16 protein-coding genes are annotated in these 14,977 nt (G+C 64.8%); 7 read left to right on the top strand and 9 right to left on the bottom strand.

Going from position 1 to position 14,977, the window contains the following annotated elements; translation table 11 throughout:
- Nucleotides 1-2 precede the first annotated feature (2 nt).
- The gene (gene flgH / locus QX073_RS10365; protein WP_315716010.1) at nt 3-782 is read left to right on the top strand and encodes a flagellar basal body L-ring protein FlgH; all 780 of its coding nucleotides are present in this window, start codon (nt 3-5) and stop codon (nt 780-782) included.
- Between the two features lie 356 nt (nt 783-1,138).
- On the opposite strand, the gene QX073_RS10360 is transcribed toward flgH, so the two are convergent.
- The 4 genes from QX073_RS10360 to QX073_RS10345 all read right to left on the bottom strand — a co-directional run bounded on the left by QX073_RS10360 (nt 1,139) and on the right by QX073_RS10345 (nt 5,717).
- A complete protein-coding gene (locus QX073_RS10360) occupies nt 1,139-1,930 on the bottom strand; it encodes a 2-keto-4-pentenoate hydratase (RefSeq protein ID WP_315753142.1) in 792 nt (263 codons plus the stop codon).
- A gap of 256 nt (nt 1,931-2,186) precedes the next feature.
- Nucleotides 2,187-4,244, bottom strand: a complete 2,058-nt coding sequence (locus tag QX073_RS10355) for a sensor histidine kinase (protein WP_316225712.1) — start codon at nt 4,242-4,244, stop codon at nt 2,187-2,189.
- Nucleotides 4,245-4,511: 267 nt separating this feature from the next.
- Nucleotides 4,512-4,877, bottom strand: a complete 366-nt coding sequence (gene dksA, locus QX073_RS10350; protein ID WP_170323279.1) for an RNA polymerase-binding protein DksA — start codon at nt 4,875-4,877, stop codon at nt 4,512-4,514.
- 228 nt (nt 4,878-5,105) lie between these two features.
- Entirely contained in the window at nt 5,106-5,717 is a 612-nt protein-coding gene (locus tag QX073_RS10345) for an NAD(P)-dependent oxidoreductase (RefSeq protein ID WP_315716007.1), read from the bottom strand.
- A 144-nt stretch (nt 5,718-5,861) separates the two neighbouring features.
- Here QX073_RS10345 and QX073_RS10340 point away from each other — a divergent pair, with 144 nt between their 5' ends.
- Nucleotides 5,862-6,236 carry a helix-turn-helix domain-containing protein gene (locus QX073_RS10340; protein ID WP_315716006.1) on the top strand — a complete coding sequence of 125 codons (375 nt, stop codon included), beginning with the start codon at nt 5,862-5,864 and terminating at the stop codon, nt 6,234-6,236.
- A 15-nt stretch (nt 6,237-6,251) separates the two neighbouring features.
- Here the strand turns inward: QX073_RS10340 and QX073_RS10335 are convergent, their stop codons facing one another.
- Nucleotides 6,252-6,665: a flagellar assembly protein FliX gene (locus QX073_RS10335; RefSeq protein ID WP_315804304.1), complete on the bottom strand. Its 414-nt coding sequence runs from the start codon at nt 6,663-6,665 to the stop codon at nt 6,252-6,254.
- A gap of 269 nt (nt 6,666-6,934) precedes the next feature.
- Here QX073_RS10335 and QX073_RS10330 point away from each other — a divergent pair, with 269 nt between their 5' ends.
- The 4 genes from QX073_RS10330 to QX073_RS10315 all read left to right on the top strand — a co-directional run bounded on the left by QX073_RS10330 (nt 6,935) and on the right by QX073_RS10315 (nt 9,585).
- On the top strand, nt 6,935-8,059 hold the full coding sequence (locus QX073_RS10330; RefSeq protein ID WP_315828149.1) for a flagellar basal body P-ring protein FlgI: 1,125 nt from the start codon (nt 6,935-6,937) through the stop codon (nt 8,057-8,059).
- Complete coding sequence (flgJ, locus tag QX073_RS10325; RefSeq protein ID WP_315716003.1) at nt 8,059-8,445, top strand: flagellar assembly peptidoglycan hydrolase FlgJ; 387 nt, start codon at nt 8,059-8,061, stop codon at nt 8,443-8,445. The genes QX073_RS10330 and flgJ overlap by 1 nt, the downstream gene beginning before the upstream one ends.
- Nucleotides 8,446-8,501: 56 nt before the next feature.
- A complete protein-coding gene (locus QX073_RS10320; protein ID WP_315716002.1) occupies nt 8,502-8,987 on the top strand; it encodes a hypothetical protein in 486 nt (161 codons plus the stop codon).
- Nucleotides 8,988-9,198: 211 nt separating this feature from the next.
- Nucleotides 9,199-9,585, top strand: a complete 387-nt coding sequence (locus QX073_RS10315) for a hypothetical protein (RefSeq protein ID WP_315716001.1) — start codon at nt 9,199-9,201, stop codon at nt 9,583-9,585.
- A 90-nt stretch (nt 9,586-9,675) separates the two neighbouring features.
- Here QX073_RS10315 and QX073_RS10310 read toward each other — a convergent pair whose 3' ends face one another.
- From QX073_RS10310 to QX073_RS10295, 4 genes are all read right to left on the bottom strand, one after another.
- On the bottom strand, nt 9,676-9,834 hold the full coding sequence (locus QX073_RS10310) for a hypothetical protein (protein WP_315753144.1): 159 nt from the start codon (nt 9,832-9,834) through the stop codon (nt 9,676-9,678).
- A 156-nt stretch (nt 9,835-9,990) separates the two neighbouring features.
- Nucleotides 9,991-10,356 (bottom strand): flagellar biosynthesis regulator FlaF, encoded by a 366-nt coding sequence (gene flaF, locus QX073_RS10305; RefSeq protein WP_315715999.1) that lies wholly within the window; start codon nt 10,354-10,356, stop codon nt 9,991-9,993.
- 371 nt (nt 10,357-10,727) lie between these two features.
- Nucleotides 10,728-12,299, bottom strand: coding sequence for a flagellin (locus QX073_RS10300; RefSeq protein ID WP_315715998.1), 1,572 nt, complete (start codon nt 12,297-12,299; stop codon nt 10,728-10,730).
- A 227-nt stretch (nt 12,300-12,526) separates the two neighbouring features.
- Nucleotides 12,527-14,074 carry a flagellin gene (locus tag QX073_RS10295; RefSeq protein ID WP_316225711.1) on the bottom strand — a complete coding sequence of 516 codons (1,548 nt, stop codon included), beginning with the start codon at nt 14,072-14,074 and terminating at the stop codon, nt 12,527-12,529.
- A gap of 388 nt (nt 14,075-14,462) precedes the next feature.
- On the opposite strand from QX073_RS10295, the gene flbT reads away from it, so the two are divergent.
- Nucleotides 14,463-14,888, top strand: a complete 426-nt coding sequence (flbT, locus tag QX073_RS10290; RefSeq protein WP_315715996.1) for a flagellar biosynthesis repressor FlbT — start codon at nt 14,463-14,465, stop codon at nt 14,886-14,888.
- Nucleotides 14,889-14,977: the final 89 nt, after the last annotated feature.

Below are 14,977 nucleotides of genomic sequence, written 5' to 3'. Positions count from 1 at the left end.
TCATGTCGAAGTTCAAGTTTGATGATCGGGGCGTCTCGAGCCTGCGCCGGGTCGCGCTGATCTCGGTTTCCTTCGCGGTGCTGTCGATCGCCGGCGGATGCTCCTCGATCGACCGTCTCAGCCAGATTGGCGAGCGGCCGAAGCTGACGGAGATCGACAATCCGACCACGCAGCCGGGCTACAAGCCGGTGCAGATGCCGATGCCGAAGCCCGAAACCGTGTCCTACGCGCCGAACTCGCTGTGGCGCAACGGCTCGCGCGCCTTCTTCAAGGACCAGCGCGCCCGTCAGGTCGGCGACCTCCTGACCGTCACGGTCAGCATCTCCGACAAGGCCAATTTCGCCAACGAGACCCAGCGCAGCCGCACCAACAAGGAGGATTCGGGCATCACCGACTTCATCGGCGCGAAGACGCTCGGCGTGCAGGCGCAGAAGGTGCTGCCCGGCCGCATCCTGACTGCCGACGGCACCTCGTCCTCGGACGGCAAGGGCACGATCCAGCGGTCGGAGTCCTTGACCACCAGCGTCGCCGCGGTCGTGACGCAGGTGCTGCCGAACGGCAACCTCGTCGTCGAAGGCAAGCAGGAGATCCGGGTCAACTACGAGATCCGCGAGCTGATCGTGGCCGGCATCGTGCGGCCCGAGGACATCCAGAGCGACAACACCATCGACTCCACCAAGATCGCCCAGGCCCGCATCTCCTACGGCGGCCGCGGCCAGATCTCCGACGTCCAGCAGCCGCGCTACGGCCAGCAGGTGATGGATATCCTGCTGCCGTTCTGAGGCAAACCTCAGCATCAATGACCGGGCGGAGCGCCGCCCGGTCGCTCGGGAAGCCGCCCATGCGATGACCTCGCAAGGCGCAAATCGAAACGAGGACCAGGACACGACCGAAATCCCTCCCCGCGCGGGAGGGTCGGACAAGGGATGGCCGAGCGCGATATGGGTCACGGCGCATGACCCCCGCAGCCGCCGCCCTTCTCTGAAAACGAGCTCCCACATTGCCCAATGCGAACCTAGGCGCGGCGGGTGATGTATACGCGGCCTCCGGTAGCTCCCCTGCCGGAGGCCGCGTTCGTTTTAGCTGTCACACCCGAGCTGACGGACCCCAGCTCAAGACGTTCCGGCCCTACCTCGGCTCACCCGAACGTCGCCTCGACCACACCGAGGCCGTCCAGCTCCATCCGTACCCGGTCGCCGGCCTTGAGCCAGATCGTCTTGACCAGGCTGCCGGTCAGGACGAGCTGCCCGGCCTCGAGCCCGTCACCACTGGCGGCGAGATGATTGGCAAGCCAGGCCAGCGCATGGACCGGATGTCCCAGCACATCCGCGCCAGTGCCCTCGCCGACCAAGGTGCCGTTGACGATGGCACGGCCCTGCACCGCGGCCAAGTCCGCTACGGCAGCGCGTGGGAGCGCAGGGCCGAGGACACAGCCGGCAGCAAAGAAATCGTCGGCGACGAGCGTCGGCGCGCCCAGCGTCTGCCATTGCACATAACGGTCGTCGACGATCTCGATCGCCGCGTGACAGTCGCCGATCGCCTCGACGACACGATCCATGGTGAACGGCGCGTCCAACGGCAGCAGGTCGTGCTTGAGCCGCACGGCGATCTCGCATTCGACGCCCACGCGGACGAAGTCGGCCGTGCGCAGTTCGACACCTGTCTGGTGAATACCGGACGCGAACACTCCGCCGGAACAGGGATGCGGAATGCCAAGATAGTCCTGCATCACCTTGCTGGTGCAGCCGATCTTGTAGCCGGCGAAGTCACCGGCCTGTTCGGCGAGCAGCCAATGGACTTCGCGCTGGATCTCATAGCCGGCTGCTTCATCCTTCGGCTGAAGCTGAGGCGGCAGAGCCCCCAAGGGCGCCCGCTGCTTGCGGGCATCTACGATCAGTCGCGCAGCGGAAAGTATCTCGTCTGCTCCCATGGCCCTTCAACTCCCTTGGCCCGCGGTCCGAACCGGCATCGCAGGATCTATGGTGAACGGATTGTTTATAAACGAGTTTTGGGCTCCCATCTCAGCTTCATCAACAATTTGAGACGGCGCGGCCGCAGCGCAAGCGGCTCGTTCAACCGATTTCACGTTTCACGATGCCGAGTTCGAGCAAACTTTCCGCAGTGGCGACGATCGCGTCCTCGTTGGAGCGCGAACTCCAGCCGCGCAGCGTTTCGCGCGCCGGCGCTCAGCTCGCCTCCGTTGCGGCCACCGAACTCTCGCCAGGCGTCTTGAGCCAGGGCAGCTCGAACTGGCAGATCAGCCCGCTCTCGGCAAACGTCCGCTGCAGATGCCTGACCGTGCGGGTCAGCAGCCGGCTGCCGAAGCCGACCACTGGCGGCTCCGTTGCCGGCGGGCCACCGCTTTCCTGCCAGCGAACATGCAGCGCGTCCTGCGCCAACGACCAGCTGACATCGACGTGGCCGTCGGGCGTGGTGAGCGCGCCATATTTGCTGGCGTTGCAGGCCATCTCGTGGATGACGAGAGCCAGCTGCGTCGTCAGCTCGACCGGAACCAGGATGTTGGGGCCGCTGGTGGCGAGTTGATCCGGTGTGCTGGCGAACGGCGCGACCTGACTCCTGATGAGGGCGGCGAGATCGGCGCCCTGCCAGTCGTTCTCGGCAAGGCTCGTGTGCGCCGTCGCCAGCGCATGCAGGCGTGACGTGAAATCGCGGACCTTGGCGTCGTGCCGCGGCAGCAGCTGATGCGCCAGCGATTGCACCACGGCAAGGCTGTTCTTGACGCGATGGGCCAGCTCATGCACGAGCAGCTCGCGCTTGCGGTCGGCTTCCTTCGCGGCCGTGACGTCGATGTTGACGCCGATCATGTACGGATCGCCGCCGCCCTCGCCGCCCAACATGCGGGCGCGCGCCTCGATCCAGCGGATCGAGCCGTCGGGCAGCGGCACCCGCCATTCCGAATCGAGCTCCCCGGTTGTCAGCGCCTGCTTGTTGTCCCGGTCGGCACGCGCCTGGTCCTCGGGATGCACCAGCGCCAGCCAGGCGTCATAGGTCCCGGGGAACGTGCCCGGCGCAAGTCCATAGAGCTCTTCGATCTCATCGGACCAGTGGCTGGCGCCGGATCTGCCGTCCCAGGTAAAGGTGCCAAGCCGTCCGTATTTCGCGGCGAGTTTGAGCTGCCCGGCCGTGCGCGACGCATCGTCCCTGGCTTGGGCGAGCATCCCGAAATTCTCCTGGATGACGCGTGCACTCTCCGCCTGCGCCTTTTCGGCCGCAGCTAGTCGGGCGTTGAGCGCCCGGACCTCCGGGGGATCGGAGGGCGCGGCCTCGCCGGGGATGGCGCGCTTGACGGCGATGCTTTCGAGCGGCCGGGCGATGCTTCGGCCGATGCCGGCCGCCAGCAGCAGCGCCAGGGCACAGATCGTCGTCGCCACGATGGTTGCGGTCTGCACCGTCGAGGAGATCGCCTGGGCGAAAGCCGCCTGCTTGATGCCGACCCCGACAGTCCAGTCGCTCAGTTGGGGACGCGCATTGGCGTTGATGATCCGATCGCCCTCGATCGACGGAAACTCCGCGATCCCCTCAGCCTTGGCAGTCGCCCGCCATCCGGCCGACGCCGGCTGCCCGGTCGAGGTGGCGTTCTTCGGGATGCGCGAAATGTAGCGGCCCTGGCCGTCCATGATGCCGACCAGCCAGTCGGCCGGCAGCTGCTGCTGGGCCAGCAGCCGGGTGTAGTTCGCGGCTGGCATGGCAATCGAAAGGCAGCGGAACGGCTTGCCGTCCTTGAAGACGGGGACATCGACGGTCGCCACCCACGCGCCGGAATTGGGACCGGTGAAGATGTCGGAGATCGACGGCCTTCCGGACTGAAAAGCGCGCTCCTGCGAGCCCCAGCCTTCGGGCGCGCGCTCGCCGAGCGGCTTGCCCGGCGTCGCCCCGGTGTTGAGCAGGATGCGGCCGCTCGCGTCCGACACGATGATCCAGCCTTCGCCGCTGACCGCACCGACGCGGCGCGCCTCCGCCTCGAAGTTGCTGAGATCGGCGGCACTGAGATCCGGAGACTTGCCCAGCACCTCGGCGAGCGCGATGTAACGCCGCAATTCGGCGTCGACGGCACCGGAGATCGTCTGGGCGGCATAGGACAGGCCGCGCCGGATCGAGGCGTCGGCGGATTGCGCCATCGATACGATGACATAGGCGATCAGCCCGACGCAGGGCAGGAACAGAATGCCGGCCAGGAGAAGGAGGCGCCCCTTGATGCTCAAGGCGCCATAGGAACGCTGCATCGTTGCCAGCGCGCCCCTGGCTATGTCCGGCTCGCCCATGATTCCCCGCGGCGTTCCGAGATGGAACCGCCGATAATTCAGCAGCGGCGAAAAAGTTCCGGACGCTTGGAAAACAACAGCGCTAGCGGTCGTGCCGGCATTGCCGGCCCGCAGACCGCTCAGGTGACGAGTCGACCTCGCGCACACCGGCGCCGTCTCAGCAACAGACGCTGCGGCCGCACCAGGCAAGCGGCCGCAATCCCCGCTCGTTCAGGTCAATGTCGCGACCTACTCGTCGCGATAGACCTTTTCACGCTTCTCGTGGCGTTCCTGCGCCTCCACCGACAGCGTCGCAATGGGACGGGCCTCGAGCCGCTTCAGCGAAATCGGCTCGCCGGTCTCCTCGCAATAACCGTAGGTGTTGTCCTCGATGCGCTGGAGCGCCGCGTCGATCTTGGAGATCAGCTTGCGCTGGCGATCACGGGCGCGAAGCTCGATCGCCCGATCGGTCTCCGACGACGCGCGGTCGGCGAGGTCCGGATGGTTCACGTTCTCCTCCTGCAGAGCCTGCAGGGTGAGCTTCGATTCGCGCAGGATCTCCTCCTTCCATGCCAGCAGCTTGGCGCGGAAATAGTCGCGCTGGCGTTCGTTCATGAAAGGCTCTTTTTCGGAAGGTTTGTAGTTCTTCAACTTTTCCAAGGTCAGCCCATCTGTACGTGCTGGCGCCGGTTTCGGCACCGGCGGACGGAATACGCCCGTTCGCGGCCGCGTTATATAGCGGCCTCATGTGACAGACAATATTTCCATCGGCACGGGCGCCCCGCCGTTCGGGCCGTTGCACAGGCAAATTCGGCCCCAGCCGGCGGGACGCCGTGGACGGCGTCAGTAACCGACCGTGAAACGGGCCCGCCGGTGGGCTGGACGCTCGATTTCGTCGGCCATCGCGACCGCGAAGTCCTCGAAGGTGACGAAGCTCTTGCCGTCGGCATCGACCAGCAGCTGATCCGTTCCGAGCCGGAACTTGCCCGTCCGGGGGCCGAAATCGATCATCGCAGAGGGCGACAGGAAGGTCCAATCGAGCTCCTTCTCCTGGCGCAGGCGGTCGAGGAACGCGGCGCCCTTCTCCGCTTCGGCCTTGTAGGCGGCCGGAAAGCCGGGCGTCGTCACCAGCCGCACACCCGGCGCGACCTCGAGCGAGCCGGCGCCGCCGACCACGAGGTAACGCGATACGCCGGAGTCCTTGGCCGCCCCGATCAGGGTCTCGACATCGCTGGCCGAGAAATGGATCGCGCTGATCGCGACGTCATGGCCGGCCCAGAGTTTCGCCAGCGCGGCGCGGTCGTTGGCGTCCCCCCGCACCGCCGTGACGTTGGCGTGCTTCTCGATCTTGTCCGGGTTGCGGGCAATGCCGGTGACCTGGTGGCCGCGGCTGGCCAGCTCGGCGGTGATGCGGGACCCGGCACGGCCGGAGGCGCCGGCGACGGCGATCTTCATGGGGAAACTCCTATGTTCGAGATCACGAGGTCGGATCCGAGGTCTGGACGAAGCCGCCTCGGTATCCGATAGTGACTAGATAGCGGAACGAATGCTGGTGTTAAGAGCGCACTTTAAGATCACCTGGTCACGCCGGAGTAACCGATGAGAGCCGCGAACGTCTATTCGGCCGACTGCCCAACGCGACAGATCCTAGATCGCGTCGGCGACAAATGGGCCGTGCTGATCCTGATCCTGCTGCGCAACGAACCCTTGCGCTTCAATCAGTTGCGGCGGTCGATCGAAGGGATTTCGCAGAAGATGCTGTCCCAGGTGCTGAAGAGCCTGGAGCGCGACGGCCTGGTGCGGCGGCGCGCGATCGCGACCGTCCCGGTCACCGTCGAATATTCGATCACGCCGCTCGGGCTGACGCTCGCCGCCGCGGTCGATCCGCTGCGCGACTGGGCCGAGCGTCATCTCAAGGAGGTCACCGCCGCGCAGCGCCGCTACGACGCGCAGCAGCCGTCGAAGGCGGCTTGAAACGCGCGATGCGTCTCAGCCCCGCCCGGCCTTGGCGAGCTCGACCTCGACGCGCAGCTCGATCTCGGAGAGGATCGCATCCAGTCCCGGGTCGCCCGAGGTCTGCTTCAGGTCGGCCGCGGCATCGCGAAGCCGCAGCGCCATCGCAGTGTCGAGCTTGCCGGACAGCAGCGTCAGCTTGAGATCATCGAGCACGTCGAGCGCGCGCTTGCCGCGCTGGACCGAGCGCTTGCGGCGCTCCGCCGGCTCCTCCTCGATGCCCTGCAGCGCCAGCAGCGCATCGATGTTCGCCGTCTGCTTCGGCGCGAGGGTCGCGCGCGTGTCCTGCGTGGTGCCGACGTCAGGCAGCTTGAAGCCGCTGGACGAGGTCTTCCGCGTGGAGCTGGTCGACGAGCCCAGGGTCGTGCCGTTCGGTCCGTAGATGCGCATCGATGGCTCCCGCAAGCTTCGCGTGTCGAGCGGGAGATTGGCTCCGCCGTGGTTAACGGTGCGTAAACGGCCCGGCAAATTCTGCCGGGGCGGCAGCTTCGTTCCCCCGGAGTAACCCTGGACCGCGACAAAGCTTCGAGTCGATTTCACACTCTTTCAATGAGTTAGCCCGGAGCATCGCTGTGGCACGGCCCTCGCATAGTTAATGCCGATCATGCGGTCATGGGAGTGGCCGAGTGATCACTTGAAGAGTTCGAGGGGAGCATAGGATGCGACGCGTCCGAACTACGCGCCTGTTTCAGGTCGCCTGCGCCGCGGTGCTGGCGCTGGCATCTACCGTCATGTCTGCGAATGCGACCTCGCGGATCAAGGATCTCGCCAATATCGAGGGCGTGCGCCAGAACCAGCTGATCGGCTACGGCCTCGTGGTCGGCCTCAACGGCACCGGCGATACGCTGAACAACATTCCGTTCACCAAGCAGTCGCTGCAGGCGATGCTCGAGCGCATGGGCGTCAACATCCGCGGCGCCACCATCCGCACCGGCAACGTCGCCGCTGTCATGGTCACCGGAAACCTGCCGCCATTCGCCACGCAAGGCACGCGCATGGACGTGACGGTCTCCGCGCTCGGCGACGCCAAGAACCTGCAGGGCGGCACCCTGCTCGTCACCCCGCTGCTCGGCGCCGACGGCAACGTCTATGCGGTGGCGCAGGGCTCGCTCGCGATCTCCGGTTTCCAGGCCGAGGGCGAGGCCGCCAAGATCGTGCGCGGCGTGCCGACGGTCGGCCGCATCGCCAACGGCGCCATCATCGAGCGCGAGATCGAGTTCGCGCTGAACCGGCTGCCGAACGTGCGGCTTGCGCTGCGCAACGCCGACTTCACCACCGCCAAGCGCATCGCGGCCGCGGTCAATGATTTCCTCGGCGTCAAGACTGCCGAGCCGATCGATCCGTCGACGGTGCAGCTGAGCATCCCGCCGGAGTTCAAGGGCAACGTCGTCGCCTTGCTGACCGAGATCGAGCAGTTGCAGGTCGACCCGGATCTCGCCGCCAAGATCGTCATCGACGAGCGCTCCGGCATCATCGTGATGGGTCGCGACGTGCGTGTGGCGACCGTCGCCGTGGCCCAGGGCAACCTCACCGTCACGATCTCCGAAAGTCCGCAGGTCAGCCAGCCCAATCCGCTGTCGCGCGGCCGCACCGTGGTCACGCCGCGCACCAGCGTCGGCGTCACCGAGGAAGGCAAGAAGTTCGCGGTCGTCAGGGACGGCGTGTCATTGCAGCAACTGGTCGACGGCCTCAACGGCCTCGGCATCGGCCCCCGCGACCTGATCAGCATCCTGCAGGCCATCAAGGCGGCCGGCGCGATCGAAGCCGACATCGAGGTGATGTGATGGCGACGTCCTTCATCGACTCCTATCATGGCCGCGTCGCTCTCAGCATGCCGACGGCCGCGGCCGTCACCGCGCCGCGCACCGATCTCGATCTCGCGGCGGCTCTGACCAAGGTCTCGCCCAAGGCACAGGCCAGGGCCAAGGCGACTGCAACCGACTTCGAAGCCATGTTCCTCAACAGCATGTTCTCGCAGATGACCAGCGGCGTGAAGGGCGAAGGTCCGTTCGGCGACACGCCGGGCACCGGCGTCTGGCGCTCGATGCTGACGGAGCAATATTCCAAGAACTTCGCCAAGGCCGGCGGCGTCGGCATCTCAAACGACGTCTTCCGCACTCTCATCCTGCAACAGGCCGGCAGCAGCTCCGGCGCCAACGGCAAAGCGTAGATGTTCGCGTGACGAGCGCGTGGGCGGCAAACGCTCACGCCGAAGGGAGTTATGAAATGACCGCACAGGGACAAGCGAAGAAGACGACCTACACGGCCGCCACCAGCGCCGCAGAGGCACGCGCGCTCGCCGACGAGATGGTGAGCGTCATGAGCGAGCTGATCGCGGTCATCGAGCAGGAGACCGAACTGGTCCGCGCCGGCAAGCTGCGCGAAGGCATGGCGTTCGGCCCCAAGAAGACCGAGCTGTCCCGCCACTACGTCACGACCGTGGGCCGCCTCAAGGCGAGCCAGAATTTCATGAAGCAGACCGCGCCGGAGCTGCTCGCCACCCTGCATCGTCACCACGACACCTTTCGCGCCATGCTGCAGGTGAACCTGACCGTGCTGGCGACGGCGCACGCGATCTCGGAAAAGATCGTGCGCGGCGTCAATGCCGAGGTTCAGCGCAAGAACATCCCCAGCACCTATACCGCCGGCGGCCGCCGCGCCGCCCCGGGCGCACGGCACCTCACCCCGCTCGCCGTCAGCCGGACGCTCTGAGCCTCACCGCCAGCCCCCATCTGCATCGCAGCGCCGCGCCGCCTCGAGGGCCGCGCGGCCGCCGCCGTTTAACGCTCGGATAAGCTTAAAAGGCCGGCGCGAATCACAACGCGGTGTTCATCCTATTTCCTAACATAACGTTGATTGGTCATCGGCATAGTTGCAAGCGGGATGGGTTGGGAATTGACTCGATGGCCATGAGGAGGCTGCCATGAGTTCCGATTTCAGCGTAAGACCGGTAGGGACGCCTGCGTCCGTTCCGATAATTCCGCCGTCGAGCCAGGCGGTGGTGAGCGCTGTTCCGACGGACCTTCCTCCCAGCCAGACCGTGACCGCGGCCGAGCCCGGCGTCCCCGTGCGCAACGACATCCCGGTCAACATCGCAAACGATCTGTCCGTGTCACGCCAAGCCTATTACGATCGCGCCGCTGCCGCTCTGGTGTTCCAGGTGGTCAACCGCAAGACCGACCAGGTCGTGACCCAATATCCAGATGAGGCCGTGCTGCGCCGCCGGGCCTACTTCAATACGCTCGACCTGCAGAAGGATATGCAGAGGGCGGACGTGCCGCGCGTCGTGGCGACCGATCGCACTGCCTGAGCCCCCGCGGAACCGGGCCGCTTCATTCCGCCGCCCGCACGCCGCCCCACCGGGCGGCATTGCCGTATCGAGCCGCGCAGCTTTGGCGGATCAACGGCTCCGTATCGCGTAGGCGGTGTCGAGATAGGTCCGGCCCGAGGCGGCGTCGGCGACCACGTTCTTGATCTGGGCCTTGCCGTTGCCGGTCGGCGTGAACTTCGTATCGCCGATCCTGAACGCATGAGACCGGGAACGACTTCCCGTTGGCATGTCTTCCGCTCCAACCGCCCGATATAGAGCGTCGGATAGACGGCCACGTATCTGCTGTTGCTTCGCGCCGTACTGCGCAGGTTCGACTTGTAGGACGCAGACAGGATGCTGGCGATATCGGTCACGACGACGCGCCTCCCGCCCTGCCCCCGACGGTCAGCTCCGCCCGGACAACCCCGCGGCGATGTGGCAGTTGATGTCGATCAGCGACTTGAGCTTCGCCGGATCCGGGTCCATCTGCATCTCGATCGTCTGCTTCATCACGAACACGCCGATATTTGCGATGTTCTGGCGGATGTCGAGCGGATTCGGATTGTCGTCCGCCTCCATCGCGCTCATGAAGATCGTCCACAAGCGACGATTGAAGAGCAGAGCCTTGTACATGTTGCGATCAGGGCCGTTCCAATTGGCCTGGACTTCCTGCAGCTGCCGTGCCGCTTTCAACAGAGCCTGAGCTTCGATCTCCCGTGGTGATGCCGTCGTCTGCGACGTGCGGGCATAGGCTTGAGCGGCATATGACATCAACTACTCCGGACTGACGCAGGGACACGACCAAACTGCTCAGGTTTTGTACTTTGTGTGCCTTTAAAATATGGTTAGCGGCCGTTAGCGGAATTTGTTTCGTAGCGTCACGGAGCACCGCAAATCGCTTTGTTTGGTGCACCTCTTAATTTCTTGCGAACGCGGTGATTCAAAATGTCCGGACGAAGCTCGTACGTTGTTCATCCCGCCCGAGCGGCGCGAACTACACGAACAACGGCGTTCTCACAGAGCTGACTCACTGCCCCGACATCGAACGGAGACCAGTGCCGGCACGCTCGGCATAGCCTAACGCAGAAGCGGCGGGCATGGCCCGCCGCTTCGATGAGATATTATTCCGGTACGTTCGCGCGTCAGCGCAGCAGCTGCAGCACGCTCGCCTGCGACTGATTGGCCAGCGCGAGCGCGGAGACCGCGATCGACTGGCGCGTCGACAGCGCCTGGCTGTTGGCCGCCTCCTCGTTGGTGTCGGCCAAGGTCAAGTTCGACGAGCCGGTCTGCAGCACGTTGATCAGGTTCTTGTTGAAGTCCTGACGGATCTGCACGATCGAGAGGTTCGAACCGAGCGACGACGCTTCAGAGCGGATCGCGGTCGATGCACTGTTCAAGGTCGTCAGCACCTTGTTGGCCGAGTTGCTGTCGAGGAAGTCGCTTCCGACCACCAGCGCCGACAGGCCGAGACCGGTGCTGTTGAAGGTCACGCCGGTGATGTTCAGCGTGGACCGTCCGGTCTCGTTGAACACCAACTTGAGCGTGTCGCCGTTGAGCAGGTTGATGCCGTTGAACGAGGCGTCTTGCGCCGTGGTGTTGATCTGCGCCAGGACGTTGTTGTACTGCGCGATCAGGCCGGCACGCGTCGTCTGAGAGTTGGTGTCGGCCACCGGGGTCGAGGCCGTCACGCCGTTGAAGGCCATGCTGGCCGCGGTCGAAGAGCCGGCGACCGCGCCGATCGTCGACGATGCCGCTTCGTTGGTGGTGAGGATCGTAAGCTGGCCCGTCGTGCTCAGGCTGGCCTGCAGGTTGTTGGCCGCGAGCGCCGTATTGAGCTGTGCCAGCGTCGAGATCTGCGAAGCACCTGTGCCGAACGTTATGTTCGTTGCGACGCCGCCCCCTGTCGAGGCAATTGTCAACGTCTGTCCTGTCAAGGCTGGCGGATTTCGTGTGGTCGTGCCGGCGGTCAATCCGAGCTTGGCCAGGGCCGTGCCCGATACTGTCAGATCCTGCGCCGTGCCTGTCGCCAGCTGGATCTTGCCCGCTGCCACCGTGGACGGCGTTGCGGTGGCTCCGGTTACCGAATCGATGGCAGCCAGGAGGTTGCTGACGGTGTCGCCGACGCCGATATTGGTACCGGCCGAGACCGAGCCGGCCACGAAGGTGAACACGACACCGTTGACCACGAGCGTATCGCCGGTGGTGACGCTGCTCGCCAGGTCGTTCGAGGTCGAGCTCGCCGTACCCGACAGCCTGGTGGATCCGGTGATCGCAACGGCCGAGCTGAGGTTGTCGTTGTTGACCGTGCTGCCGGTCACGAAATTGTTTGAGGAGCTGCCGAGCAGGTTGTTCGCCGTCGCCCCTGAGATGACCGCGGAGGTCACGCTCGACTTGGTGGTGTATCCCGTCGGCGCCTGAAGCACTTGGCTCGCGATCGATTTGGCGCTGTCGACAAGCTTCTGAAGTGAGGTGAGACCGGTATTCGCAGCCTGGAGAACCTGGACACCGTTGCCGATGCTGTCGAGCAGATTCGCAATGTCGCTCGCGCGGTTGTTGAGCGATTGCGAGGTGAAGAATTCGGTGGGGTTATCGAGCGCCGTGTTGACCTTGTTGCCGGTGGCCAGGTTGTTTTGAGTCGTGGCCAGCAGCGATGCGGTGTTTTGCAGCGCCAGCAGGTTTTGGCGAACCGAAGCCGAGAGAACGATACCGGACATGTGTGTGAAACCTTCCTAGTTATTCACCAGGGGGTTCTAGTCCACCCACTTTTAAAACATGGTTAATGGCACTTTAAATTTCTTGCTTAACGACTGGTTGCGATCCTTGGCTCCACTCGCGTCCGGTTCCAGACCAGTATTGATACGGGCCGGACGGCCAAACCAGGCGAAAAAAAGCGGCGGGGTTTCCCCCGCCGCCTTGGTCGTCGAGATGCGATGCTTGCGGATCAGCGCAGCAGCTGCAGCACGCTCGCCTGCGACTGGTTGGCGAGCGACAGCGCGGACACCGCGATCGACTGGCGGGTCGACAGCGCCTGGCTGTTGGCCGCTTCCTCGTTGGTGTCGGCCAGCGTCAGGTTCGACGAGCCGGTCTGCAGCACGTTGATCAGGTTCTTGTTGAAGTCCTGACGGATCTGCACCACCGACAGGTTCGAACCCAGCGTGGAGGCTTCCGACCGCAGCGTCGAGCTCGCCGAGTTCAACAGGGTGATCACCTTGTTCGCCGAGTTGTTGTCGAGGAAGTCGGTGCCCGAGGTGAGGTTCGACAGGCCAAGACCGCCAGTGTTGAAGGTCACACCGGTGATCGAGAGCGTTGACTTGCCGTTCTCGTTGAAGGTCAGCTTCAGCGTATCGCCGTTCAGCAGGTTGACACCGTTGAACGAGGCGTCGGCCGCGGTCGTGTTGATCTGCGCCAGCACGTTGTTGTACTGCGAGACCAGGCTCGCGCGCTGCGTCTGCGCGGTCGCATCCGCCACCGGCGCCGCCGCCGTCAGACCGTTGAAGGCCTGGCTGGATGCAGCCGACGTACCGCCAATCGCACCGATCGTGGCCGACGCCGCGTCGTTGGTCGTGGTGATCGAGATCTTGCCGGTGGTATCGATCGAGGCTTGCAGGTTGTTCGCCGCGAGCTTGGTGTTGAGATCGTTCAGCGACTTGATCTGCCCTGTCCCTAGACCGAACGTGACACTCGTCGCCGTGCCTCCCCCTGTCGCGCCGATCGTCAAGGTCTGACCTGACAAGCCGTCGCCGACAGCAGTCAGCCCGAGCTTGCCCAAGGTGCCGGTGCTGCCCGAGAGCGTCAATCCCGCCGCCGGCGGCGTCAAGGTGATCGCACCCGCCGTGATCGACGCGGTGACGCCGGTCTGGGTCTGGATCGCCGACAGCAGGTTGCTGACGCTGTCGCCGATGCCGATGTTGGTGCCCGTCGAGGACGTGCCGGTGATGAAGGTGAAGGTGGTGCCGTTGACGACCAGCGTCTCACCCGAGGTGATGCCGGAGGCGAGGTTGTTCGACGCGGTGCCTGCCGTGCCCGACAGCTTGGTCGAGCCGGTGATCGCCACCGCGCTCGAGGTATTGTCGTTGTTCACGACCGAGCCGGTCACAGCCGTCGAGCTGGAGCCGAGCAGGTCGGTGGCGGTCGCCCCGGTCAGAGCCGCCGAGGTCACGCTCGACTTGGTGGAGTAGCCCACCGCGCTCTGCAGAACCTGGTTGGCGATCGACTTGGCGCTGTCGACGAGCTTCTGCAGCGAGGTGATGCCGGTGTTGGCGGCCTGCAGCACCTGCACGCCGTTGCCGATGCCGTCGAGCAGATTGGAGATGTCGGAAGCGCGGTTGTCGAGACCCTGGGCGGTGAAGAAGTTGGTCGGATTGTCGAGCGCCGAGTTGACCTTCTTGCCCGTGGAGAGATTGTTCTGGGTGGTGGCGAGGAGCTGAGCCGTCGACTGAAGCGAGAGCAGATTCTGACGCACCGACGCCGAGAGAACAATACCTGACATTTTCATACCCTTCTGGTGTGAAACAAACGGCCCGATCCATTCAGGATCAAGGCGAAGCCCGTCGGTGACTGCACCACTGGGCGACGGGCGTTAAGGTAAATGCGAGCGGCTAACAAACAGTGAAGTCACGACCGCTCGCGGTCCCCGATGCGTGGCATCGGCACGGCCGCGCATCGGCGATTCGCCGCGGATCACCTTGAAAACACCGCATATTCGCCAGGCGGGCGCGGCCGTTTACCGTCCGTTAACCATGATCGGAAAGGATTGCTGCGCACCGACCGATCGAGCGCGCAGACTCCCCGCGCGACCTAGACTGGCAGCTGGACCCGTCATCGGCCTCGACGCAGCAGGTTCGGCGCCACGCCGATTGCGGCAACGGAGAATGAGAATGGCCCTGAAAGTCGAACTGAAGCCGCATGAGCGCATCATCATCGGCTCCTGCGTGATCACCAATACCGATCAGCGCGCGCGCCTCCTGATCGACGGCGAGAACATTCCGATCCTGCGCGAGAAGGACATCCTGACGCCCGAGACGGCCGACACGCCGGCGAAGCTCGTCTATCTTGCGGTCCAGCTGATGTACATCTCGCCGGGGGCAGACGCGGATCACGGCACCTATTTCAACCTGCTGCGCGACATCATCACCACGGTGCCGAGCGCCTGGCCGATCATCGAGGCGATCAACGGCCATATCCTCAACGGCGATCTCTACCAGGCGCTGAAGGAAGCCAAGAAGCTCGTCGCCTACGAGAAGAAGCTGATCGAGCAGGCTGAAGCCGAACAGCAGGACAAGCCGGTGAGCTCGGCGGCCTGAGCTTTCGCCCCCTCACCCGACATCGAAAGGCCCGGCTCGCCAGTCGCGAGGCCGGGCCTTCCGATTTTTGCGCGATCGCCAAGCTACGC

Origin of the sequence: Bradyrhizobium sp. SZCCHNS3052 (assembly GCF_032484495.1) — a bacterium.
Taxonomy (GTDB): domain Bacteria; phylum Pseudomonadota; class Alphaproteobacteria; order Rhizobiales; family Xanthobacteraceae; genus Bradyrhizobium.
This window is presented reverse-complemented; position numbering and strand designations above follow the sequence as displayed.

Excerpts from the sequence above, each read along its gene's own strand:
- QX073_RS10335 (WP_315804304.1), bottom strand. The coding sequence starts at position 6,665 with ATGCGCATCTACGGACCGAACGGCACGACCCTGGGCTCGTCGACCAGC.
- dksA (WP_170323279.1), bottom strand. The coding sequence starts at position 4,877 with ATGAACGAACGCCAGCGCGACTATTTCCGCGCCAAGCTGCTGGCATGG.
- QX073_RS10360 (WP_315753142.1), bottom strand. The coding sequence starts at position 1,930 with ATGGGAGCAGACGAGATACTTTCCGCTGCGCGACTGATCGTAGATGCC.
- flbT (WP_315715996.1), top strand. The coding sequence starts at position 14,463 with ATGGCCCTGAAAGTCGAACTGAAGCCGCATGAGCGCATCATCATCGGC.
- QX073_RS10345 (WP_315716007.1), bottom strand. The coding sequence starts at position 5,717 with ATGAAGATCGCCGTCGCCGGCGCCTCCGGCCGTGCCGGGTCCCGCATC.
- QX073_RS10315 (WP_315716001.1), top strand. The coding sequence starts at position 9,199 with ATGAGTTCCGATTTCAGCGTAAGACCGGTAGGGACGCCTGCGTCCGTT.
- flgJ (WP_315716003.1), top strand. The coding sequence starts at position 8,059 with ATGGCGACGTCCTTCATCGACTCCTATCATGGCCGCGTCGCTCTCAGC.
- flaF (WP_315715999.1), bottom strand. The coding sequence starts at position 10,356 with ATGTCATATGCCGCTCAAGCCTATGCCCGCACGTCGCAGACGACGGCA.
- QX073_RS10355 (WP_316225712.1), bottom strand. The coding sequence starts at position 4,244 with ATGCAGCGTTCCTATGGCGCCTTGAGCATCAAGGGGCGCCTCCTTCTC.
- QX073_RS10295 (WP_316225711.1), bottom strand. The coding sequence starts at position 14,074 with ATGTCAGGTATTGTTCTCTCGGCGTCGGTGCGTCAGAATCTGCTCTCG.
- QX073_RS10320 (WP_315716002.1), top strand. The coding sequence starts at position 8,502 with ATGACCGCACAGGGACAAGCGAAGAAGACGACCTACACGGCCGCCACC.
- QX073_RS10340 (WP_315716006.1), top strand. The coding sequence starts at position 5,862 with ATGAGAGCCGCGAACGTCTATTCGGCCGACTGCCCAACGCGACAGATC.
- QX073_RS10310 (WP_315753144.1), bottom strand. The coding sequence starts at position 9,834 with ATGCCAACGGGAAGTCGTTCCCGGTCTCATGCGTTCAGGATCGGCGAT.
- flgH (WP_315716010.1), top strand. The coding sequence starts at position 3 with ATGTCGAAGTTCAAGTTTGATGATCGGGGCGTCTCGAGCCTGCGCCGG.
- QX073_RS10330 (WP_315828149.1), top strand. The coding sequence starts at position 6,935 with ATGCGACGCGTCCGAACTACGCGCCTGTTTCAGGTCGCCTGCGCCGCG.
- QX073_RS10300 (WP_315715998.1), bottom strand. The coding sequence starts at position 12,299 with ATGTCCGGTATCGTTCTCTCGGCTTCGGTTCGCCAAAACCTGCTGGCG.